21 protein-coding genes and 1 pseudogene are annotated in these 22,725 nt (G+C 71.7%); 16 read left to right on the plus strand and 6 right to left on the minus strand.

All coding sequences use genetic code 11. The features are described 5' to 3' along the window. Window positions 1–60: 60 nt before the first annotated feature. From KO717_RS24255 to KO717_RS24280, 6 genes are all read left to right on the plus strand, one after another. On the plus strand, window positions 61–1,272 hold the full coding sequence (locus tag KO717_RS24255) for a carbohydrate kinase family protein (RefSeq protein WP_301371247.1): 1,212 nt from the start codon (window positions 61–63) through the stop codon (window positions 1,270–1,272). Window positions 1,273–1,396: 124 nt separating this feature from the next. Further along, window positions 1,397–2,440: a PhoH family protein gene (locus KO717_RS24260; protein WP_301371249.1), complete on the plus strand. Its 1,044-nt coding sequence runs from the start codon at window positions 1,397–1,399 to the stop codon at window positions 2,438–2,440. A 13-nt stretch (window positions 2,441–2,453) separates the two neighbouring features. Continuing rightward, a complete protein-coding gene (gene ybeY / locus KO717_RS24265) occupies window positions 2,454–2,951 on the plus strand; it encodes an rRNA maturation RNase YbeY (RefSeq protein WP_301371251.1) in 498 nt (165 codons plus the stop codon). Further along, window positions 2,948–4,252, plus strand: a complete 1,305-nt coding sequence (locus KO717_RS24270) for a hemolysin family protein (RefSeq protein ID WP_301371253.1) — start codon at window positions 2,948–2,950, stop codon at window positions 4,250–4,252. Before ybeY ends, KO717_RS24270 begins: the two co-directional genes overlap by 4 nt. Continuing rightward, window positions 4,249–4,602, plus strand: a complete 354-nt coding sequence (locus KO717_RS24275; RefSeq protein WP_301371255.1) for an MmcQ/YjbR family DNA-binding protein — start codon at window positions 4,249–4,251, stop codon at window positions 4,600–4,602. Before KO717_RS24270 ends, KO717_RS24275 begins: the two co-directional genes overlap by 4 nt. A 48-nt stretch (window positions 4,603–4,650) precedes the next feature. Continuing rightward, window positions 4,651–5,019, plus strand: coding sequence for a cytidine deaminase (locus KO717_RS24280; RefSeq protein ID WP_437184569.1), 369 nt, complete (start codon window positions 4,651–4,653; stop codon window positions 5,017–5,019). Window positions 5,020–5,342: 323 nt separating this feature from the next. On the opposite strand, the gene KO717_RS24285 is transcribed toward KO717_RS24280, so the two are convergent. Beyond that, on the minus strand, window positions 5,343–6,626 hold the full coding sequence (locus KO717_RS24285; RefSeq protein ID WP_301371259.1) for an MFS transporter: 1,284 nt from the start codon (window positions 6,624–6,626) through the stop codon (window positions 5,343–5,345). Between the two features lie 71 nt (window positions 6,627–6,697). Between KO717_RS24285 and KO717_RS24290 the strand changes: the two genes are divergently transcribed. The 4 genes and pseudogenes from KO717_RS24290 to era all read left to right on the plus strand — a co-directional run bounded on the left by KO717_RS24290 (window position 6,698) and on the right by era (window position 11,085). Next, entirely contained in the window at window positions 6,698–7,735 is a 1,038-nt protein-coding gene (locus KO717_RS24290; RefSeq protein WP_301371261.1) for a GlxA family transcriptional regulator, read from the plus strand. 117 nt (window positions 7,736–7,852) lie between these two features. Then, window positions 7,853–9,148, plus strand: a complete 1,296-nt coding sequence (locus tag KO717_RS24295; RefSeq protein WP_301374712.1) for a beta-xylosidase — start codon at window positions 7,853–7,855, stop codon at window positions 9,146–9,148. Between the two features lie 179 nt (window positions 9,149–9,327). Next, window positions 9,328–9,639, plus strand: a pseudogene (locus KO717_RS37370) (WxL protein peptidoglycan domain-containing protein); the annotation flags it as partial. A gap of 495 nt (window positions 9,640–10,134) precedes the next feature. Then, the gene (gene era / locus KO717_RS24300; RefSeq protein ID WP_030384631.1) at window positions 10,135–11,085 is read left to right on the plus strand and encodes a GTPase Era; all 951 of its coding nucleotides are present in this window, start codon (window positions 10,135–10,137) and stop codon (window positions 11,083–11,085) included. Window positions 11,086–11,165: 80 nt separating this feature from the next. Here the strand turns inward: era and KO717_RS24305 are convergent, their stop codons facing one another. The 4 genes from KO717_RS24305 to KO717_RS24320 all read right to left on the minus strand — a co-directional run bounded on the left by KO717_RS24305 (window position 11,166) and on the right by KO717_RS24320 (window position 14,184). Further along, window positions 11,166–11,837 (minus strand): class I SAM-dependent methyltransferase, encoded by a 672-nt coding sequence (locus KO717_RS24305; RefSeq protein WP_301371263.1) that lies wholly within the window; start codon window positions 11,835–11,837, stop codon window positions 11,166–11,168. A gap of 119 nt (window positions 11,838–11,956) precedes the next feature. Beyond that, window positions 11,957–12,775 (minus strand): GNAT family N-acetyltransferase, encoded by an 819-nt coding sequence (locus tag KO717_RS24310; RefSeq protein ID WP_301371265.1) that lies wholly within the window; start codon window positions 12,773–12,775, stop codon window positions 11,957–11,959. A gap of 52 nt (window positions 12,776–12,827) precedes the next feature. Beyond that, on the minus strand, window positions 12,828–13,097 hold the full coding sequence (locus KO717_RS24315) for a protealysin inhibitor emfourin (protein ID WP_301371267.1): 270 nt from the start codon (window positions 13,095–13,097) through the stop codon (window positions 12,828–12,830). Between the two features lie 10 nt (window positions 13,098–13,107). Further along, on the minus strand, window positions 13,108–14,184 hold the full coding sequence (locus tag KO717_RS24320) for a M4 family metallopeptidase (protein WP_301371268.1): 1,077 nt from the start codon (window positions 14,182–14,184) through the stop codon (window positions 13,108–13,110). 366 nt (window positions 14,185–14,550) lie between these two features. Between KO717_RS24320 and leuA the strand changes: the two genes are divergently transcribed. Further along, a complete protein-coding gene (gene leuA / locus KO717_RS24325) occupies window positions 14,551–16,320 on the plus strand; it encodes a 2-isopropylmalate synthase (RefSeq protein WP_301371269.1) in 1,770 nt (589 codons plus the stop codon). A 79-nt stretch (window positions 16,321–16,399) separates the two neighbouring features. Here the strand turns inward: leuA and KO717_RS24330 are convergent, their stop codons facing one another. Next, a complete protein-coding gene (locus KO717_RS24330; protein ID WP_301371270.1) occupies window positions 16,400–17,158 on the minus strand; it encodes an SDR family NAD(P)-dependent oxidoreductase in 759 nt (252 codons plus the stop codon). 171 nt (window positions 17,159–17,329) lie between these two features. Here KO717_RS24330 and KO717_RS24335 point away from each other — a divergent pair, with 171 nt between their 5' ends. The 5 genes from KO717_RS24335 to KO717_RS24355 all read left to right on the plus strand — a co-directional run bounded on the left by KO717_RS24335 (window position 17,330) and on the right by KO717_RS24355 (window position 22,454). After that, window positions 17,330–18,025, plus strand: a complete 696-nt coding sequence (locus KO717_RS24335) for a TerB family tellurite resistance protein (protein WP_301371271.1) — start codon at window positions 17,330–17,332, stop codon at window positions 18,023–18,025. A gap of 668 nt (window positions 18,026–18,693) precedes the next feature. Further along, entirely contained in the window at window positions 18,694–20,169 is a 1,476-nt protein-coding gene (locus KO717_RS24340; RefSeq protein WP_301371272.1) for a nucleobase:cation symporter-2 family protein, read from the plus strand. Between the two features lie 109 nt (window positions 20,170–20,278). After that, window positions 20,279–21,025, plus strand: coding sequence for a DNA repair protein RecO (recO, locus tag KO717_RS24345; RefSeq protein WP_301371273.1), 747 nt, complete (start codon window positions 20,279–20,281; stop codon window positions 21,023–21,025). Window positions 21,026–21,036: 11 nt separating this feature from the next. Next, window positions 21,037–21,858 carry an isoprenyl transferase gene (locus KO717_RS24350; RefSeq protein ID WP_301371274.1) on the plus strand — a complete coding sequence of 274 codons (822 nt, stop codon included), beginning with the start codon at window positions 21,037–21,039 and terminating at the stop codon, window positions 21,856–21,858. Between the two features lie 20 nt (window positions 21,859–21,878). Next, complete coding sequence (locus KO717_RS24355; RefSeq protein ID WP_301371276.1) at window positions 21,879–22,454, plus strand: YcxB family protein; 576 nt, start codon at window positions 21,879–21,881, stop codon at window positions 22,452–22,454. Window positions 22,455–22,725 lie beyond the last annotated feature (271 nt).

Genomic DNA, 22,725 nt, shown 5'->3' on the forward strand with positions numbered 1-22,725 from the left:
CCCGAGGGGTCCTAGGGGCCCTAGGGGCCCGAGGAGGGTCCCAGTGACGAACTGCTTTCCATGGGTGATCTGCGCCACACTGGGTTTTGGTCCCTCCCGGGATGGGCAGGGCTGGCAGCTTTCCACGGGAAAACGTCATGCAGAAACGGGCCTTCGAGAAACAACGGGGAGATCGCCGTGACCGGTCGGGACTACGAAATCCGCGCAGCAGCAGTGGACCCGCTCGGTCCGCTGCGTGACCCCCAGGAACCCGGCTGTGACGTCTTCCTGACCGGAACGGTCTTCCTCGACATCATCTTCACCGGCCTCGACTCGGCCCCGGTGCGCGGTACGGAGTCCTGGGCGCGCGGTATGGGCTCCAGCCCCGGCGGCGTCGCCAACATGGCCACCGCCCTGGCCCGGCTCGGCCTGCGCACCTCGCTGGCGGCCGCCTTCGGGGACGACCACTACGGCGAGTACTGCTGGGACGCCCTCGAACAGGGCGAGGGCATCGACCTGTCCATGTCGCACACCATTCCCGGCTGGCACAGCCCCGTCACCGTCTCGATGGCCTACGAGGGCGAGCGCACGATGGTCTCGCACGGCCACGAGGCTCCTCCGCCGGCGGGCCCCGGGCCCTTCCCGCAGTGCCCGCCCCGGGCCCGCGCGGCCGTGGCCGCGCTGGGACCCGGCCGCGGCGAGGAGTGGATCGGCGAGGCCGCCCGGCGCGGCTCGCGGATCTTCGCGGACGTGGGGTGGGACGAGAGCGGCCGCTGGGACCTGGGGGCCCTGGCCGACCTGGAGCACTGCGAGGCCTTCCTGCCGAACGCGGGCGAGGCGATGCGCTACACCCGGACCGACTGTCCGAGAGCCGCGGCCCGGGCGCTGGCCGAGAAGGTGCCGATCGCCGTGGTGACGATGGGCGCGGAGGGCTCGTACGCGGTGGACGGGCGCACCGGGGAGACCGCGCACGTCCCCGGGATCACGGTGGACGAGCTGGACCCGACGGGCGCGGGCGACGTCTACGTGGCGGGCTTCGTGACCGGCACCCTGGCGGGCTGGCCGCTCGCGGACCGGCTGGCCTTCGCCGGGCTGACGGCGGCCCTGTCGGTGCAGGAGTTCGGCGGCTCCCTGTCGGCCCCCGGCTGGCCGGAGGTGGCCCACTGGTGGCGGGACGCCCCGCGGGAGCTGCGCGGCCGGTACGGCTTCCTGGACGATCTGGTCCCGCCGGGCGGGACCCCGGCGGCCCGGCGCAGGGCCGTACCGACGATCGGCTTCCGGCACTCGGTCTAGCGGCGGGATCGGGCGGTAAAACCTCTCGGGGATGCAGCGGCGGAGACGTACGCTTGGTACTCCGGAGGTCGTCGATCGGCGCGGCCCCTCAGCGGGAGGTATGCGCAGGCCACAGTGCCGGCCCATGACTCAGACACCGACAGCCCACATCCCTGCGCCGGGGCAGGCGCGAGCCCACTTCACCGTTCCGGCCACGCACCCGATGGTGACCGTGCTCGGCTCGGGCGACGCCCTGTTGCGCGTGATCGAGAAGGCCTTCCCGAAGGCCGACATCCATGTTCGGGGCAATCAGGTCAGCGCGATCGGTGAAGCGGCGGAAGTCGCCCTGATCCAGCGGCTTTTCGACGAGATGATGCTGGTGCTCCGCACCGGGCAGCCGATGACGGAGGACGCAGTGGAACGCTCGATCGCCATGCTCAAGGCGAGCGGCAACGGCAACGGCGACGGGCCTGCCGAGACGCCGGCGGAGGTGCTCACCCAGAACATCCTCTCCAGCCGCGGCCGCACCATCCGACCCAAGACCCTCAACCAGAAGCGGTACGTCGACGCGATCGACAAGAACACGATCGTCTTCGGCATCGGCCCCGCCGGTACCGGCAAGACCTACCTCGCCATGGCCAAGGCCGTCCAGGCCCTCCAGTCCAAGCAGGTCAGCCGGATCATCCTGACCCGGCCCGCCGTCGAGGCGGGGGAGCGGCTCGGCTTCCTGCCGGGCACCCTCTTCGACAAGATCGACCCGTACCTGCGCCCGCTCTACGACGCACTGCACGACATGATCGACCCCGACTCGATCCCGCGGCTGATGGCGGCGGGCACGATCGAGGTGGCACCCCTGGCGTACATGCGCGGACGCACGCTCAACGAGGCGTTCGTCGTCCTCGACGAGGCGCAGAACACGACCACCGAGCAGATGAAGATGTTCCTGACCCGGCTCGGCTTCGACTCGAAGATCGTGATCACCGGTGACGTCACCCAGATCGACCTGCCGGGTGGCGCCAGGAGCGGTCTGCGCCAGGTGCAGGACATCCTGGAAGGGGTCCCGGACATCCACTTCTCGCGGCTCACGTCCGAGGATGTCGTCCGGCACAAGCTGGTCGGCCGTATCGTCGACGCGTACGAGAAGTACGACGACAGCCAGCAGGCCGTGAACGGCCACCAGCGGAAGTAGAACCCAGCGCACCATGTCGATCGACGTCAACAACGAGTCCGGAACCGAGGTCGACGAGCAGGCGATCCTCGACATCGCCCGCTACGCGCTCACCCGGATGCGGATCCACCCGCTCTCCGAGCTGTCCGTCATCGTCATCGACGAGGACGCCATGGAGCAGCTCCACATCCAGTGGATGGATCTGCCCGGTCCGACCGACGTCATGTCCTTCCCGATGGACGAGCTCCGTCCGCCGTCCAAGGACGACGAGGAGCCCCCGCAGGGGCTCCTCGGCGACATCGTGCTCTGCCCAGAGGTCGCCAAGCGGCAGGGCGAGGAAGCCCCGACGCAGCACTCCATGGACGAGGAGCTCCAGCTCCTGACCGTCCACGGAGTGCTGCACCTGCTCGGCTACGACCACGAGGAGCCGGACGAGAAGGCGGAGATGTTCGGCCTCCAGGCGGCCATCGTCGACGGCTGGCGCGGTGAGCGCGGCATGACCGGTCCGTCCCCGGCTCCGACCGTCTCGTGAACGCCGCGCAGCTGATCACCGGCGCGGTACTGCTGGTGGTGGTGGCCTGGTTCGCGGCCTGCGCCGAGTCCGGGATCGCCCGCATTTCGATCTTCCGCGCCGAGCAGGCCGTACGGGAGGGCCGGCGCGGCAGCGAGAAGCTCGCCCAGGTCGCCGGCGACCCCACCCGCTACCTCAACGTGGCCCTGCTCGTCCGGGTCACCTGCGAGATGGCCGCCGGGGTGCTCGTCACCTACGTCTGCCTCGACGAGTTCGGCGAGAACTGGACCGCGCTGCTCGTGGCCATCGCCGTGATGGTGCTCGTCTCCTTCGTCGCCGTGGGCGTCTCCCCGCGCACGATCGGCCGCCAGCACCCGCTGAACACGGCGACCGCGGCCGCGTACGTCCTCGTACCGCTGGCCCGGATCATGGGGCCGATCCCGCAGCTGCTGATCCTCATCGGCAACGCGCTCACGCCCGGGAAGGGCTTCCGCAAGGGGCCCTTCGCCTCCGAGGCCGAGCTGCGCGCCATGGTGGACCTCGCGGAGAAGGAATCGCTGATCGAGGACGACGAGCGCCGCATGGTGCACCAGGTCTTCGAGCTCGGCGACACGCTGGTGCGCGAGGTGATGGTGCCGCGCACCGACCTCGTCTGCATCGAGCGGTACAAGACGGTCCGTCAGGCGACCACGCTCGCGCTGCGCTCCGGTTTCTCCCGCATCCCGGTGACCGGGGAGAACGAGGACGACATAGTCGGGATCGTCTACCTGAAGGACCTGGTCCGCAAGACGCACATCAGCCGGGAGGCCGAGGCCGACCTGGTCTCGACCGCCATGCGGCCGGCCGTCTTCGTGCCGGACACCAAGAACGCGGGCGATCTGCTGCGCGAGATGCAGCAGGTGCGCAACCACGTGGCCGTCGTCATCGACGAGTACGGCGGCACGGCCGGCATCGTCACCATCGAGGACATCCTCGAAGAGATCGTCGGCGAGATCACGGACGAGTACGACCGGGAACTCCCGCCCGTCGAGGACCTCGGCGAGGACCGCTACCGGGTCACCGCCCGGCTCGACATCACCGACCTCGGTGAGCTGTTCAAGGTCGAGGCCTTCGACGACGAGGACGTGGAGACGGTCGGCGGACTGCTGGCGAAGGCGCTGGGACGGGTGCCGATCGCGGGCGCCTCCTCGGTGGTGGAACTGCCGGACGGGCGTCCGCTGCGGCTGACCGCCGAATCCCCGGCGGGCCGGCGGAACAAGATCGTGACGGTTCTGGTGGAGCCGGTGGCCGCGGCGGAGACCGCGGGGGAGGAGGGGGAATGACCCCGGAGCAACTGCGCGCGTTCTGCCTGGGTTTCAACGCGGCGGTGGAGGAGTTCCCCTTCACTCCGGAGACCTCGGTGTTCAAGGTGCTGGGCAAGGTGTTCGCGCTGTCGGCGCTGGACGCGGAACCGCTCAAGGTCAACCTCAAGTGCGACCCGGAGCTGGCGGTGCGGCTGCGCGAGGAGCACGAGGCGATCGTGCCGGGCTACCACATGAACAAGCGGCACTGGAACACGGTGACGGTGGGCGGGGTCCCCGACGCGATGCTCCGTGAGCTCGTCGAGGACTCCTACGACCTGGTGGTGGCGGGGCTGCCGCGGGTGGAGCGGCTGAAGCTCGACCGGCCCTGATCGGGGGCCCCGACGGGGTCGTTGCACGGCCGGACAGTGGCGCTCCCTATGCTTTCGACCATGACGGAGAGCACCGGGATCGACCCCGAGGACAGCAAGATCATCACGCTGGCGCGCAGCGCCCGGGCCCGCAACGCGGTGCCCGAGGGGGCGGCGGTGCGGGACGAGACGGGCCGCACGTACGTCGCCGGGACGGTGGCGCTCGACTCCCTGAAGCTGAGCGCGCTGCAGACCGCGGTCGCGATGGCGGTGGCGAGCGGTGCGCGGTCGCTGGAGGCGGCGGCCGTCGTCAGCGCGGCCGACGCCCCGGCCGAGGCGGACCGCGCGGCCGTCCGTGACCTCGGCGGCCCGGACACCCCGGTCCTCCTGGCGGCCCCGGACGGCACCCTGAAGTCGACGACCCCGGCCGGCCCCTAGCCTCCCGGCGGGGCCGACCGACAACTCCCCGCCCGGCCGAAGTCAGCCCCGCCGGCGGCACCATCCCAGCCTCGGCCGAGCCACATTTCAGCCTTGGCCCGGCCAAAGTCAGCCCCGCCGGCGTTTGAGGCGAGGGTCCGGGCGGAGCCCGGTGCCCGGCGGAGCCGGGTTTCCTGGGGCTCCGCCCCAGACCCCGCGCCTCAAACGCCGGCGAGGCTGGAAGTGGCCCGCGCCTCGAACGCCGGCGGGGCTGGAAGTGGCCCGGGTCTCGAACGCCGGCGGGGCGGGCCGGCGCAGGGGGAGTGGTTGCCCCGGCCGGGAGGCTAGCGGCGGTGGCGGCGGATCGTCATCGCCATCAGCGCGGCCATCGCGCACAGCGCGCCCGAGGCGTACCAGACGGTGTCGTACGAGCCCGTGAGGTCGCGGGTCAGGCCGCCCAGGAAGGCCACCAGTGCCGCGCCGACCTGGTGCGAGGCCAGGACCCAGCCGAAGACGATCGCGCCGTCGTCCCCGTAGTGCTCGCGGCACAGGGCGATCGTCGGCGGGACGGTCGCGACCCAGTCCAGGCCGTAGAAGACGATGAAGAAGAGCAGCGGCGGCCGCACCGTCGGTGCCAGCAGCATCGGCAGGAAGAGCAGCGAGACCCCGCGCAAGGCGTAGTAGACGGCCAGCAGCCGCCGCGAGTCGAAGCGGTCCGTGAACCAGCCCGAGGCCACCGTGCCGATCACGTCGAACACGCCGACCACCGCCAGCAGCCCCGCGGCCGCCGTCACCGGCATGCCGTGGTCGTGGGCGGCGGGCACGAAATGGGTCTTGACCAGGCCGTTGGTCGAGGCCCCACAGATCGCGAACGTACCGGCCAGCAGCCAGAACGGGCCGGTCCGGGCCGCGTCGAGGAGCACCCGCAGGGCGCGCCGGGCCGCGCCCGGGACCGGGGCCGGCTTCGGCGCGTACGTGCCGCCGTACGGCGCGAGCCCCACGTCCGCCGGGTGGTCGCGCAGCAGCAGCCACACGAAGGGGACGACGGCCAGGGCCGACAGGGAGACCGTCACCGTCGCCGGGCGCCAGCCGTGGTGCTCGACCAGCCAGGCCAGCAGCGGCAGGAAGACCAGCTGGCCGGAGGCCCCGGCCGCGGTCAGGATGCCGGTGACCAGCCCGCGGCGGGCGGTGAACCAGCGGCCCGTCACCGTCGCCGCGAAGGCCAGGGCCATGGAGCCGCTGCCCAGCCCCACGAGGACGCCCCAGAACAGCACCAGCTGCCAGGGCGCGGTCATCCACACCGTGGCCAGCGAGCCCGAGGCGATGACGAGCAGGGCCAGGGCCACGACCCGGCGGATGCCGAAGCGGTCCATCAGGGCCGCGGCGAAGGGGGCGGTGAGCCCGTACAGCGCGAGATTGACGGAGACGGCGAGGCCGATGGTCCCGCGCGACCAGTCGAACTCCGCGTGCAGCGGCTCGACGAGCAGTCCGGGCAGGGAGGCGAAGCCGGCAGCGCCGATGATCGTCACGAAGGTGACGGCGGCGACGAACCAGGCGCGGTGGACGCGGGCGGGCCGGTGTGGGGAGCGGCGGTCCACGGGAGCGGAGGCGGGGGCTGTCTGGGGCACGCCGACAGCTTCCGGCCACCCGGGGACCGTACGAAAGTGGCTTGACTGTCATGCTTCGCTACGATCGGGCCATGGAGTCGGAGAAGAAGGCACACCGGGTCGTCGTCCTCGCCCTCACCGGGCTGCTGCCCTTCGAGCTCGGTATCCCGCACCGGATCTTCGGGCGGGCCAAGGACCCGGCCGGGCGGCCGCTGTACGAGATCCTCACGTGCGGGCTCGCCCCGGGGCCGGTGCGCACGGACGCCGACTTCGCGATCCACGTCGAGCACGGCCCGGAGCTGCTGGCCACCGCCGACACCGTGGTGGTGCCGGCCTCGTACGAGCTGGGCCCGGTCCACGAGGAGGGCCGGCTGACCGGCGAGCTCGCGGCGGCCCTCGCCCACATCCGGCCCGGCACCCGGCTCGTCTCCATCTGCACGGGCGGCTACGTACTCGCCGCGGCCGGGTACCTGGACGGGCGCCCCGCCACCACCCACTGGGCCTCCGCCGAGCACTTCCAGCGGCTCTTCCCGGCCGTCCGGGTCGACCCGGACGTCCTCTACACCGACGACGGGGACGTGCTGACCTCGGCCGGAGTCGCCGCCGGTGTCGACCTGTGCCTGCACATCGTGCGCCGCGACCACGGCACGGCCGTCGCCAACGAGGTGGCCCGGCGGACCGTCGTACCGCCCCACCGGGAGGGCGGGCAGGCGCAGTTCATCGCGCGCCCGATGCCGGAGCCGCAGCTCGCCACCACCACGGCGGCCCGCGCCTGGGTGCTGGACCGGCTGCACGAACCGCTCCGGCTGACCGACCTGGCCCGGCAGGAGGCCATGTCGGTACGGACGTTCACACGCCGGTTCCGCGAGGAGTCGGGCGTCAGCCCCGGCCAGTGGATCGTCGGCCGGCGGGTGGAGCGGGCCCGGCAGCTGCTGGAGCAGACGGAGCTGCCCATGGAGCAGGTGGCGCGGGACAGCGGCTTCGGTACGGCCCAGTCCCTGCGCAAGCACGTGCAGGCGGCGCTGGGAGTGAGCCCCACGGCCTACCGGCGCACCTTCCGTGCGGCAGACGGGACGGGCAACCTGCCATCTCCTGATGGGCCATCAGTTACTGCCGGACCCGCGCATTGACTTCTCCCGCCCCCCGCTCGTGAATGACCCCCAGCGCCGGGCTCGGGCGCGCGGGAACCCAGGGGGCGGGCAGTGCGGATCGGGGCGCGGAAGCGGAGATGGCCGGCGGCCGTGGGCCTGGCCGTGCTGGCGGCCACGACCGGGAGCGCGCTGAGCGCGCCCGCCGCGGCCGAGGGCGAGACACCCCCCGGCCAGGTGGACTTCCCGACCCACTGTCCGGCGCCCCAGGAGGCCGGGCTCCCGCCCGCGGACGGGCCGACCACCGCGCGGATCACCGTCGACAACCCGGCCCCGCAGGTCGGCGACACCGTCACCGTGACCTACCAGGTGGTCCGGACCCCCGCCCTCAACCCGGCGGGCGGCGAACTCCCCGCCGACGTGCTGACCCCGACCGGCCGGATCCTGCTGGCGGGCGCCCAGACCGGCGAGGTCACGGTGGTCGGGGCCAAGCGCAACGATCCCGTCCCGGCGGGCGCGCCCCTCCCCGCCGTCACGATGACCGGCACGTTCACCGTCACCGCGCCCGGCGAGACCACGCTCGCCCCGGGCAGCTACACCCTGCACACCGGCCACCTCCTGGACCTCGACACCACCTGCACCGCCGATGCCGCATCCGCAACTCCCGTCTCCGCCCGCCTGACCGCGACCGCGCTGCCGACGGCCAACCTGCGCACCGTCTTCCTCGGCGCGGCCCAGGGCCGGCCGGGCGCCAAGGTCAAGGTCACCGCCGCGGGCTTCCCGCCGGGCGCGGCCGTCACGGTGGCCGGCCGGGCCGGCGCCGCCGAGACCGCCGACCGGGTGAGCGCCACCGCCGACGAGCTGGGCACGGCCCTGGTCGAGCTGCCGGTCACGGACAAGGCCACCACCGCGGTGATCGCCTACGAGGGCGGCACCTGGTCGGCGCGCCAGGGCTCGGGCCCGGCCGCGTACACGGTCATCGACGCGGCTCCGCCGCCGTCCTCAGCCACCCGGAAGGTCACGGCCACCGTCGAGCCGGGCGTGCTCGGCATGACCCAGACCGGCGAGGACATCACCTTGGGCGCCGTCCCGTACGGCGACGGCGGCGCAGCCCCCGGCCGGATCGGGACGGTGACCGTCACCGACGCCCGGGGCGGCCCGGCCGGCTGGTCCCTGATCGGCAAGGTCACCGACTTCACCGGACCCGGCGGGATCCGCATCCCGGGCGCCTCCCTGTCCTGGACCCCGAGGTGCGTGGCGGCCGCGGGCAGCAGCAGCACCTGTACGCCGGGCAGCGCGGGCGTCGTCGGCCCGGAGGGGGCCCTGCTGGCCTCCACCCCCGACGCCCCGCTGGTCGGCGGCACCTTCACGATCGACGCCACGGTCACCCTCAAGGTGCCGCCGTACACCCCGCCGGGTGCGTACACGGCGGTACTGTCGCTGACCCTGTCGTGACCGGCCGCCCGCGGCTGCGGCAGCCGCTGCGCGGGGCTCTCCCCGCCCCGCCCTTTCTCCGTTTCCCGGGGCTCCGCCCCGGACCCCGCGCCTCGATTGCCGCCGGTGCTGTTCTTGCCGCCGGGATCGTCCTCCTGCTCGCCGCGCCGGCCGAGTCCGCGGACAACGGGCAGTGGTCCGTGCTGCCCGCCGCGACAGGCGTCGGACAGCGGCCCTGCTTCTACCTCGCCGCCGCGCCCGGCCAGGACGTCACCGACGCCGTCACCGTCACCAACCGCACCGACCGGCCCCGTACCTTCCGGCTGTACGCCGCCGACGCCTACAACACCGCCCGCGACGGCGGCTTCGCCCTGCGCGGGCCCGACGAGCCGCGGCTGGCCACCGCCGCGTGGGCGAAGCTCGACCGGGAGCGGGTCACCGTGGCGGCCCGCTCGTCGGTCTCCGTCCGTTTCACCCTCACCGTCCCCGACCGCGCGGAGCCGGGGGACCACCCCGGCGCCGTCGTGGCACTGGAGGAACGGCCGGCCGTCGCGGCCGGCACCGGCCGGGGGATCGGCGTGGAGCAGGCCGTCGCCGCCCGGCTGTACCTGCGGGTGACCGGACCCACCGCCCCCGCCCTCACCGTCCGGAGGGTCACCGTGAACCGGCGCGGCTCCGGCGCGGACGTCTCGTACACGCTCCACAACATCGGCAACGTCACCCTCCGCCCCCGGGCCACCCTCACCGCCGCCGGGGCACTCGGCCGGCCGCTCCTCGCCCGCGAGCTCGGCGGGCTGCCCGCCGAACTGCTGCCGGGTCAGGAAGTACGGCTCGGCGCCCGTTGGGAGGGCGCGCCCAGAGCGGAATGGGCCGAGGTCACGGTGCGCGCCCGGGCCGACGGAACCACAGCTCAGGGCCGTGCGGACCTCGCCGAGTACCCCTCGCTCACGGCCGTGCCGGCCCTTGTCGCCGTGATCTGGTCGGCGCTGGGAGCCGCATCGGGGAGAATGGCCCGTATGAGCGATCGTTCCCCCGAGTCCACCGCCCCGCACCGTGCGGGGTTCGCCTGTTTCGTCGGCCGCCCCAATGCGGGGAAGTCGACCCTCACCAACGCACTCGTGGGCACCAAGGTCGCGATCACCTCCAACCGGCCGCAGACCACCCGCCACACCGTCCGCGGCATCGTGCACCGCCCCGACGCCCAGCTCGTCCTCGTGGACACGCCCGGCCTGCACAAGCCGCGCACCCTGCTCGGCGAGCGCCTCAACGACGTCGTACGGACCACCTGGGCCGAGGTCGACGTCATCGGCTTCTGCCTGCCGGCCGACCAGAAGCTCGGCCCCGGCGACAAGTTCATCGCCAAGGAGCTTGCGGGGATCAAGAAGACCCCCAAGATCGCCATCATCACCAAGACCGACCTGGTCGAGTCCAAGCAGCTGGCCGAGCAGCTCCTCGCCGTGCACCAGCTCGGCGCCGAGCTCGGCTTCGAGTGGGCCGAGATCGTCCCCGTCTCGGCCGTCGGCGACACCCAGGTCCAGCTGCTGGCCGACCTGATCGCGCCGCTGCTGCCGGAGAGCCCGCCGCTGTACCCCGAGGGCGACCTCACCGACGAGCCCGAGATGGTCATGGTCGCGGAGCTGATCCGAGAGGCCGCGCTGGAGGGCGTCCGGGACGAGCTCCCGCACTCCATCGCCGTGGTCGTCGAGGAGATGATCCCGCGCGAGAACCGTCCGGCGGACCGCCCGCTGCTCGACATCCACGCCAACGTCTACATCGAGCGGCCGAGCCAGAAGGGCATCATCATCGGCCCGAAGGGCTCCCGCCTTAAGGAGGTCGGGATGAAGTCGCGCAAGCACATCGAGGCGCTGCTCGGCACCCCGGTCTTCCTCGACCTGCACGTGAAGGTCGCCAAGGACTGGCAGCGGGACCCCAAGCAGCTGCGCAAGCTCGGTTTCTGAGACACGACGACGAACGGGCGCCGGTCCCCGTGCGGGGGCGGCGTCCGTTCGTCGTTCCGTCCGTCCGTGGTTCCCTCGGGCTACGCGGGCCGGCGCACCCGGACCACGTTGTCCGTACGGGTCCCGGGCGTTCCGTCGGGCTGGTTCTGGACCCGCTCGGTCTCCTCGGCCCGCAGCACCTCCCAGCCCGCCGTGACGGGCTCCAGCTGGGCGAGGACCTCCTCGGGCGTGGGGAAGTGCGCCTCCTCCCGCTCCTCCTGCCACGGCGCCCAGCCCGCGTGCCCGACCACCAGCAGGGTGCCGCCCGGGGCCACGGCCGCGGCGGCCGTGCGCAGGACCGCGTCACGGGGGAAGTCCCCGTAGTTGTGCAGGAAGCACGCGGAGACGAGGTCGAACTCCCCCTGCGGGAAGGATTCCGTCAGATCGTGCCGGGCGAAGGAGACGCGGTCGGTGACCCCGGCCTCCGCCGCGTGCTCGGCCGCCCGGCCGAGGGCGACCCCGGAGATGTCGGTCCCGGTGACCGTCCACCCGCGGCGGGCCAGCCATACGGCGTCGGCGCCCTCCCCGCACCCCAGGTCCAGGGCGCGGCCCGGGGCGAGGGCGGACACCTCGTGCACCAGCATGGCGTTGGGCTCGCCGCTCCAGATGCGGTGGTTCTCCCCGTACCGGCCGTCCCAGAACTCCTCGCCCGCCGCCGTCCCGGGCTCGGGCTGGTGGTGGGTGTGCGGGCGGGTGTGCGCGTGCTCGGTCATGGCTTCCTCTTCCAGTACGGGTGCCGGTGGGGCCGATGCTCCGCCCGCCCGGCGACCTACGGCAAACTTTGTTGCCGACCCGGCAAAGAGGGATGCCGCCCGCTGCCCGAGCGGGCGCGTCACACCTGCGGTTCGGCGATCAGGGCCGTGGCCACCCGGCGGAAGCCGATGCGGGCGTAGACGCGGGCCACGTCCTCGTCGCCCGCCGACAGGAAGACGGTGCGGGCCCCGCGCGCCCGGGCCTCCGCGACCAGGGCGGCCGTGACCCCGAGGGCCAGGCCCTGGCGGCGGGCCGACGGGAGGGTGCCGACGCCCACCACCTCCACGACGTCCCCGACCGGGTTGTACTGGCCCGCGCAGAGCACCACACCGTCCCGTACGGCCGCGGCCAGGACCGTGGTGCCCGCTGCCAGCTTCCCGGACACCCGGGCCCGGCCCGCCTCGGCCGCCGGATCCGTCAGCGCCGCCGCCAGCTCGGCGGGGCCCGCCTCGCCGACCGCCGTGCCCGGGGCCGCGAAGGCCAGGGACGGGACCGTCACCGCGGCGGCGAGCAGAGGGTCGCCGGCGTCGAGCAGGCGGACTTCCGGATGCGGGGAAAGGACTTCGGCCGAGGGGTCCAGGACCATCAGCGGGTGCGCGTGGACATGGAGTCCCGCCGCCTCCACCGCGGCACGGAGCGAGGGGCTGGTTTCGGCCACCCACTCGAAGGCCTCGGGAACCTTCAGCTCCCGCTGGCGCTCCCAGACCCGTTCCACGTCGGCCCGGGTCGCCTCGGGGCCCCCGAGCGCGGGCCGCGCGTAGTACGGCCAGCCCGCGCCCTCCTGGACGAACAGGGTCAGCGGGCCGAAGTCCTCGGCGCGGGCCCCGCCCACCCGCGGCACCGTGTCGTAGTACCGCTCAAGCTCGGACAGCGTCGAATCGATCATGTGGTCGGTCATCCGGCCATCCAAACAAAGCGGCGCCGCGCGGGCACCTCCTTTCCGGACCTGCTCAGGCGCCCTCCTTCAGCACGCGCGAGATCAGCGCCCGCTGGGCGTCCGACAGGTTGGGGTCCGCGCAGGCCACCGTCCGCCCGTCGACCGTGATCCGGTACGAGAAGCCGTCCCGTACCCGGTCCGCCGGGTCGCCCGGCGGACCGGGCCGCAGCGCGAGCTGGGCCAGGGCCTGCCACTCGTTCTCGTCCGGCCGGCCCGCGGTGTCCACCTCGGCCCGGCGCTCGATGCCCGCGAAGCCGCCCGTCCGTATCACCTGAATGCGCATGGGGAGCCCTCTACCCCGCGAGCGGGACACCCACCGCGGACCACGCCTTCTGGAGCGCCTGGTGCTCCGCACCGCCGTCCCCGTACCGGGTCACGGCCGCCGCGGTCGAGAGCCGGGCGAAGTCCGCGAAGTCCGCCCGGGAGGTGAGGTCGCCGCCGGTCAGGGTGTCGTACCAGATCTGCCCGGCCCGCTCCCAGGCCTTGCCGCCCAGCTCGGTCGCCACGATGTAGAAGGCGTGGTTGGGGATGCCGGAGTTGATGTGGACGCCGCCGTTGTCGCTGTGGGTGTTCACGTAGCCGTCCATCGTGGCCGGCTGCGGGTCCTTGCCGAGCTCGTCGTCGTCGTACGCGGTGCCCGGGGCCTTCATCGAGCGCAGCGCGACCCCAGTGACGCTGGGGCCGAGCAGCCCGGCCCCGATCAGCCAGTCGGCCTCCTCGGCCGTCTGCTCCAGCGAGTACTGCTTGATCAGCGAGCCGAAGACGTCCGACATCGACTCGTTCAGGGCGCCCGACTGGCCGCGGTAGGTCAGGTTCGCCGTGTACTGGGTGACCCCATGGGTCAGCTCGTGGCCGATGACGTCCACCGACACGGTGAAGTCGAGGAAGAGGTCCCCGTCGCCGTCGCCGAAGACCATCTGCTGACCGTCCCAGAAGGCGTTGTTGTAGTCCTCGTCGTAGTGGACGGTCGCGTCCAGGGGGAGTCCGGAGTCGTCGATCGAGCGCCGGCCGAAGCCCTTCAGGAAGAGTTCGTACGTCGCCCCGAGCCCTGCGTAGGCGCGGTTGACGGTGGCGTCCTTGCTCAGCGGGTCGCCCTCCCCGCGGACCTTCGTCCCGGGCAGCCGGGTGCGGTGCTGGGCGTCGTAGATCGTCCGCTCCGGGTCGTCGGAGGCCGGCGCGGCGAGGGTGGGGACGATTCCCCGGACGGCGGTGACCCGGCGCCGGGTGCGCAGCAGGGAGTCCCGCTCCAGGGTGCGCTGGGCGAGGTCGGCGCGGCGGGAGTCCTCGGACAGGGCGGCCTTGTCGAGGAGGTGCGGCGGTACGACCGTGCAGAAGACGGGGTGGTGGCGGCGAGCGTGGGAGGCATTCATGCCCGGCAATGTGGCAGTGGGTCATGACGGTGTCACTACCTGCGACCATGATTCATTCACTTGTCTGAAAGCGGTAACGCCGGATTGACGGAACAACCGGACCTGGCGGGAGCAAGCGAGGCTTGGCTCACATTTGGTGCAAATCGGACCCTCGGGTCTTGCATACTGAAACAGGTCCTCGCGTTACGGCGCGGCTCGGCTAGGCTCGGCCCATCATGCGTTTCGGGCTGCTTCTCCTTAGCTGCCGCGGCGAGGGTCTGTAGTCGTAGGCCGACCCCCTCCCCGCGGAGTTTGGTGTTGCGGTTTTCACTACCGCCGTCGGCCGTCCCAGCGAACTACACGCGGACACGCGAGGAGCCCAACGCCATGAGCCAGCAGCCTTTTGTCGGTCGCCCCACGCCCATCACGAACGCGACCCACACCCAGAAGACCTCCGGGATGCCGATCCACAAGTACGGCTCGTACGAGCAGGTGGACATCCCCGACCGCACCTGGCCGGACGCCCGCGTCACCAAGGCCCCCCGCTGGCTCTCCACCGACCTGCGCGACGGCAACCAGTCGCTGATCGACCCGATGACCCCCGCCCGCAAGCGCGAGATGTTCGACCTGCTGGTGCGCATGGGCTACAAGGAGATCGAGGTCGGCTTCCCCTCCTCCGGCGAGACCGACTTCGCCTTCGTGCGCTCCATCATCGAAGAGGGCGCGATCCCGGACGACGTCACCATCTCCGTACTGACCCAGGCCCGCGAGGACCTGATCGAGCGGACCGTGGAGTCCCTGGTCGGCGCCAGGCGCGCCACCGTCCACCTGTACAACGCGACCGCCCCGACCTTCCGCCGGGTCGTCTTCCGCGGCTCCAAGGAGCAGATCAAGCAGATCGCCGTCGACGGCACCCGCCTGGTCATGGAGTACGCCGAGAAGCTGCTGGGCCCGGAGACCACCTTCGGCTACCAGTACAGCCCGGAGATCTTCACCGACACCGAGCTGGACTTCGCCCTGGAGGTCTGCGAGGCCGTCTGCGACGTCTGGCAGCCGGCCGAGGGCCGCGAGATCATCCTGAACCTGCCCGCCACCGTGGAGCGCTCGACGCCGTCCACGCACGCGGACCGCTTCGAGTGGATGGCCCGCAACCTGACGCGCCGCGAGCACGTCTGCATCTCCGTGCACCCGCACAACGACCGCGGCACCGCCGTCGCCGCCGCCGAGCTGGCCCTGATGGCCGGCGCCGACCGCATCGAGGGCTGCCTGTTCGGGCAGGGCGAGCGCACCGGCAACGTCGACCTGATCACCCTGGGCATGAACCTGTTCTCCCAGGGCATCGACCCGCAGATCGACTTCTCGCAGATCGACGAGATCCGTCGCACCAGCGAGTACTGCAACCAGATGGAGGTCCACCCGCGCCACCCCTACGCGGGCGACCTGGTCTACACCGCCTTCTCCGGCTCCCACCAGGACGCCATCAAGAAGGGCTTCGACGCCATGGAGGCCGACGCGGCCGCCCAGGGCCCTGGCGTCACCGTCGATGATCTCGAGTGGGCGGTCCCGTACCTGCCGATCGACCCGAAGGACGTCGGCCGTTCCTACGAGGCGGTCATCCGGGTCAACTCGCAGTCCGGCAAGGGCGGCATCGCGTACGTCCTGAAGAACGACCACAAGCTGGACCTGCCGCGCCGCATGCAGATCGAGTTCTCCCGGATCATCCAGGCCAAGACCGACTCCGAGGGCGGAGAGGTCACGCCGAAGGCGATCTGGTCCGTCTTCGAGGACGAGTACCTGCCCAACCCCGAGAACCCGTGGGGCCGCATCCAGCTGCGCTCCGGTTCGACGGCCACCGACAAGGACGGCACGGACACGCTGACCGTCGAGGCGGTCGTGGACGGCGTGGAGACGGTCCTGAACGGCACCGGCAACGGTCCGATCTCGGCCTTCTTCGACGCCCTGAACGGCATCGGCGTCGACGTCCGCCTGCTGGACTACACCGAGCACACCATGAGCGAGGGCGCCTCCGCCGTGGCCGCCTCGTACATCGAGTGCGCGATCGAAGGCCGTGTCCTGTGGGGCATCGGCATCGACGCCAACACCACCCGAGCCTCCCTGAAGGCGGTCATCTCCGCCGTCAACCGCGCGGGCCGCTGATCCCCCGTACGTGAACCCCGCTCCCTCCCTTGCGGAGGGGGCGGGGTTCCGTCGTTCCCCCGTGGGCCCGTGTGGTGGCTCAGCGGGCCAGGTAGCCGCCGTCCACCGGCAGGATCACGCCCGTCACGAACGAGGCCGCGTCCGAGGCCAGGAAGGCGATGACGCGGGCCACCTCCTCGGGCTCCCCGAGCCGGCCCATCGGGTGCGCCCCCTCGATCTCCGACAGGTACTCCGGCCCGCCCGGCTCGTCCTGCAGCGCGATCACCCGCTCCGTACGGATGGTTCCCGGTGCCACCGCGTTGACCCGGATCCCGTGCGCGGCCCACTCCACCGCGAGGTGCTTGGTCAGCCCCGACGCCACGAACTTCGCGGGTCCGTACGCGGCCTGGCGGGCCTGCCCGGCCACTCCCGAGATCGAGGACACACAGACCAGGGCCCCGCCGGGGCGGGGCTGCGCCGTCATCGCCTCGATCGCGTACTTGCAGGTCAGGAACATTCCGCGGCCGTCGACCGCCATGACGTGGTCCCAGTCCTCGGGACTGGTCTCCCGTACGTCGGAGAGGGGGAGCACCCCGGCGTTCGCCACGGCGACGTCCAGGCGCCCGTAGGCCCCGACGGCGGCCGCGACCATCGCGCGATTGGCCTCCGGGTCGGAGACGTCACCGGCGACCGCGGTGATCGTGTACCCCTCGCCGGCCAGTTCCGTACGCAGGGCCTCGACCCCGGGGCCGTTGATGTCGGCCGCGGTCACCCGGGCCCCGGAACGGGCCAGCAGCAGGGCGGTGGCCCGGCCGATCCCGCTCGCGGCGCCGGTGACCAGACAGGACTTCTCGTTCATGCGGCGAACCCTAGAGGGGGCGGGGAGGGGGTGGGGGGACGCCGGGGACGCAGACCGGCCAAGTCCGGGGCCCGGGACATGTTGTCTTGTCACACGACTGACGCATCCTCACCGATGTGGCTAACATCACGCCCACCCGGCGATGTTGCCGGAAGGTTACGGAGGTGCGACGTGCTGCCAGTTCGGGGTGGGGACGGCCGGAAGCTCACGGTCTGGGGCACCCGTACCACCTGGAGCACCGTGGGGGACGGGGAGTTCTTCTGCCCCGCCTGCGGTGGGGACCGCAATTACCGCAGGAGGACCGGACGGCGCCGGTTCACCGTCCTCGGGGTGCCGCTGCTGCCCCGCGGGCAGGCCGGGCCCGTCATCGAGTGCCAGGGCTGCCGTGCGCGCTTCGCCACCGACGTCCTGGACCACCTCACCACGACCCGCTTCACGGCCCTCCTGCGCGACGCCGTGCACACCGTGGCGCTGGCCGTGCTCACCGCGGGCGGAACGGCCTCGCGCAGCGCGCTGGAGGCCGCGGTGGGCGCCGTACGGACCGCGGGCTTCCAGGACTGCACCGAGGAGCAGCTGGAGTCCCTCGTGGAGGCGCTCTCCACGGACGAGGGGCGGCTGGGGCTGTACGACGTCCCGGAGTGCTGCGGGGCCGCGCTGTCGATAGAGCTCCACGAGGCCCTGGAACCGCTGGCCCCGCACCTGGCCGGCCCGGGCCGTGAATCGATCCTGCTCCAGGGGGCCCGTATCGCGCTCGCGGACGGCCCGTACACCCCGGCCGAGCGCGAGGTGCTCGCGACGGTCGGCGCGGCGCTGCGGATCGACACGGACGAGGTGCCCCGGCTGCTGTCGGCGGTACGCGCTCCCTGACGGGGGTGTTCCACGGATCCGCGGCGGATCCGGCGGATCCGGCGGGCATCCGGCGCGGACCCGAAAACGGATCCGACTGCGAGCGGCCCTGTGCGAATTCATCGCGCAGGGCCGCTCGTGTCCGATCCGTGGACTCCGGAGGGCCCCGTTCCGTCCGAAACGGCCTTCCGCGACGTAACGATCCGGCCTCGCAGGGCCCATTTCGGGACGTGTGAACGCCGTGTGAAGGGTGCGGGCGCACGCTCCGTGCCCGATGTGTCCACCAGTCGGACGGCCGGAACAGTGCCTTCGAGTTTGCCTCCCATCAGGGCTGCAAACTCCGTATCCGCACGTCACGGGGCAGGTGCTTCACGGGTGCGCGGCGGGAACGGCCGCCTCCGCACCGTTGCGCGCATACCCCTGTCGAGAGCTGCGCACCACTGGAGAAACCTACAGATCGGGCAGGCCTGAACGTCAACAGTTTGTCGAAGTCGACGATATGTGTGAGGCCACCCACAGGCGTTCAATTCCGGTCACACGACAAGACGGCGCCGTTAACACAGCGCGGCTTCGATTCACTTCAACGTGAATGCACTGACAACCCTGGCGTACCAACGGGTTAGCGACCCACTACGCCCAGGGATAACCAGATCTCCTCTCACTTACCTACCTTGAAGGGCAAGGCTGAGATGGCACGTGTCGCCGCCCGGCTTTCCACCGACGGAGAGCAGAGCACGCACCCGGTCGACGAGGTGCTCCCCCTCCCCAAGCTCGCGCTGTACGGCTTCCAGCACGTACTCGCCTTCTACGCCGGCGCGGTGATCGTTCCGATCATCGTCGGCAACGCGCTGAAGCTGAGCCCTGAACAGCTGGTCTACCTGATCAACGCGGACCTCTTCACCTGCGGTATCGCCTCGATCATCCAGGCCTGGGGCATCGGCCGGATCGGTGCGCGCCTGCCGCTGATCCAGGGCGTGACCTTCACCGCGGTCTCCCCGATGATCGCCATCGGTCTCGGCGCCGGGGGCGGTACCGCCGCCCTGCTGGTCATCTACGGCGCGGTGATCACCGCCGGCATCGCCACCTTCGCCTTCGCCTGGCTCCCGGCCAAGGCGTTCCGGACGGTGATGCGGCTGTTCCCGCCGGTCGTCACCGGCACGGTGATCACCGTGCTGGGCATCGTCCTGATCCCGGTCGGTCTCAACGACGCGGCCGGCGGCCTCGGCAGCCCCGACTTCGGAGACCCGAAGAACTTCGCCTACGCCGGCGGCACGATGCTCTTCATCCTCATCCTGATGAAGATCGGCAAGCCGTTCCTCTCCAGCATCTCGATCCTCCTCGGCCTGGTCGTCGGCACCACCGTCGCCTTCCTGCTCGGCGACGCGAAGTTCGGCGACGTCGGCAACTCCGAGTGGATCGGGATCACCACCCCCTTCCACTTCGGTGCCCCGAAGTTCGAGTGGTTCCCGATCGTCCTGATGCTCATCGTCATGCTGATCACCATGGTCGAGACGACCGGTGACACCTACGCCGTCGGTGACATCGTCGGCAAGGAGGTCGACAGCGAGACCGTGGCCCGCGCCCTGCGTGCCGACGGCGCCGCGACCGCACTCGGCGGTGTCCTCAACTCCTTCCCGTACGTGGCCTTCGCCGAGAACGTCGGCCTGGTGCGGATGACGAAGGTGAAGAGCCGGTTCGTGGTGGTCGCCGCGGGTGTCTTCATGATCGTCCTGGGTCTGCTGCCCAAGGCCGCCGCGATCGTCGCCGCCGTCCCGCACGGGGTCCTCGGCGGCGCCGCGACCGTCATGTTCGCCATGGTCGCCCTGGCCGGTATCCAGACCCTGGCCAAGGTGGACCTGAAGGAGGAGAAGAACGCGCTGATCGTCGGCGTCTCCCTCGCCTTCGCCCTGCTCCCCGCGACCGTCCCGGTCCTCTTCAGCAAGCACATGGACCCTGACCTGTCCTCGCTGCTCAACAGCGGTGTCACGCTCGGTGCCACGGCCGCCATCGTCCTCAACCTGGTCTTCAACGGCCTGGGCAAGGAAGGCGCCCACGACGCCCCCAAGGTCGAACTGCCCGCCCAGCCGACGGCGGGCGAGGAGTCCGCAGCAGCCGTACCGGCCCCGTCGGGCGAGGGCGAAGAAGCCCGGACGCCGGCCTCCTGACCCTCCCAAGGGGTGACCCCGGCCGGGCCCCGCGCCCGGCCGGGGCCGCTGCCGTTCACGGCGGGGACACGCTGCCCGTGGTTCCGCCGCCGTACGGGACAATGGGCGCATGAGTCTGTTCCGCGACGACGGCATCGTGCTGCGCACCCAGAAGCTGGGTGAGGCGGACCGCATCATCACGCTGCTGACCCGCGGCCACGGCCGGGTGCGGGCCGTCGCCCGCGGGGTCCGGCGTACGAAGTCCAAATTCGGCGCCGGGCTGGAACCTTTCTCCCACGCCGACGTGCAGTTCTTCGCCCGGGGCAGCGAACTGATCGGCCGCAGCCTCCCGCTCTGCACCCAGACCGAGATCATCGCGCCGTACGGCAACGGCATCGTCACCGACTACGCCCGCTACACCGCCGGCACCGCCATGCTGGAGACCGCCGAGCGGTTCACCGAGAACGAGGGCGAGCCCGCCGTGCAGCAGTACCTGCTGCTCGTCGGAGCCCTGCGGACCCTCTCGCGCGGCGAGCACGAGCCCCACCTCATCCTCGACGCCTTCCTGCTGCGCTCCCTCGCCGTCAACGGCTACGCGCCCAGCTTCGAGGACTGCGCGAAGTGCGGCATCCACGGCCCCAACCGGCACTTCTCCGTCGCCGCGGGCGGAGTCGTATGCGGGGACTGCCGGGTGCCCGGCAGCGTCGTACCCTCATCGGAGGCCATCGCCCTGCTCAGCGCCCTGCTGACGGGCGACTGGGGGCATGCCGACGCGTGCGAGGCGCGTCACGTGCGGGAGGGCAGCGGGCTGGTCTCCGCCTATTTGCACTGGCATCTGGAGCGCGGGCTACGCTCCCTGCGATACGTCGAGAAATAGGAGCTGGACACATGGCACGACGCGGGATTCTGGGGCGCTCTCGCCGCGAGTACAAGGTTCCCGAGCCGCACCCGTCCGGCGCGGTCCCGCCGAAGATCCCCGGCGAGCTGGTCCCGAACCACGTCGCGGTCGTCATGGACGGCAACGGCCGCTGGGCCAAGGAGCGCGGTCTGCCGCGCACCGAGGGCCACAAGGTCGGCGAGGGCGTCGTGCTCGACGTGCTCAAGGGCTGCCTGGAGATGGGTGTCAAGAACCTCTCCCTGTACGCCTTCTCGACGGAGAACTGGAAGCGCTCGCCCGACGAGGTCCGCTTCCTGATGAACTTCAACCGCGATGTCATCCGGCGCCGCCGCGACGAGATGAACGAGCTGGGCATCCGCATCCGCTGGGTCGGCCGCATGCCGAAGATGTGGAAGTCGGTCGTCCAGGAGCTCCAGGTCGCGCAGGAGCAGACCGTCGACAACGACGCCATGACCCTGTACTTCTGCGTCAACTACGGCGGCCGCGCGGAGATCGCGGACGCGGCTCAGGCCATCGCCCGTGACGTGGCGGCCGGCAGGCTGGACCCGTCGAAGGTCAACGAGAAGACCTTCGCGAAGTACATGTACTACCCGGACATGCCGGACGTGGACCTCTTCCTGCGCCCCAGCGGCGAGCAGCGCACCTCCAACTACCTGCTCTGGCAGAGCGCGTACGCCGAGATGGTCTTCCAGGACGTGCTGTGGCCGGACTTCGACCGGCGCAACCTCTGGGCGGCCTGCCTGGAGTACGCCCAGCGCGACCGCCGCTTCGGCGGCGCCGTCCCGAACCAGGCCGAGGGTTCAGCGGGCTGAGCTGCCGTTATCCTCACCGCATGAACATGGGTGGGGATCACAGTCAGCAGGTGGCGGAGCAGACCGGCCGGGCCGGGGTGACGGGGGAGCAGGAGCAGGTCGCCTTCACCTACCGGCTGACGCTCGCCGACATCAGGGGAGCAATTCGGGCCCGGGCCCGCCGGACGCCGGCGGGCCGGGCGGAGACGCTGCTCCTGCCGCTGCTGACGGCCGTCGCCACCGTGGGGCTGGGCCTGCTCGACGGCTCCCACCCGGCCGTGCTCGTGGCCTCGGCGGTCGCGGCCCTGTCCGTCGCGATCGTCGGTGTCTTCTGGATCCGGCGCAGCATGGCCCGCCGGGTGTTCTCCGTGGCGGAGCCGTACGGGGAGTGCCGCACGGTGGCCGACGATCGGGGCACCGCGACCACGGGCGAGACCATGTCGTACACGATGGACTGGACGCTCTTCGTGCAGTACACGGAGACGCCGGAGCTGTTCGTCCTGTTCGGGGGCACGCGTGCGGCCGCGGTGGCGGCACTGCCGAAGCGGGGCGCTGAGCACCCCGGCGACGTCGACCGCATGCGCGCGATCCTGGCCCGGAACCTGAAGCGGGTCTAGCCGGCCTAAGGCCGTCTCTTTCGGATCTTGCCTGACCCGCGCCGCCTGGCACCGCACCTCGCCGCGTTGTCGGAGCACCCAAGTACGTCCAGTACTCGGGCGCCCCTCCGCCTTGCGAGGCACGGCACCAGACGACGCGGGCTTGACCGGCAAGATCCGAAAGAGGCGGCCTAGGTGTGTTGTCCGGGGACGTTGGTGACACGCGGGCTGGGTTCTTGAAATGGGTGAGGGCCTCCGGGTTCGGTGTGGATTGCGACATCTACGCCGACTT

Source organism: Streptomyces xanthophaeus, from assembly GCF_030440515.1.
In the GTDB taxonomy this organism is placed as follows: domain Bacteria; phylum Actinomycetota; class Actinomycetes; order Streptomycetales; family Streptomycetaceae; genus Streptomyces; species Streptomyces kutzneri.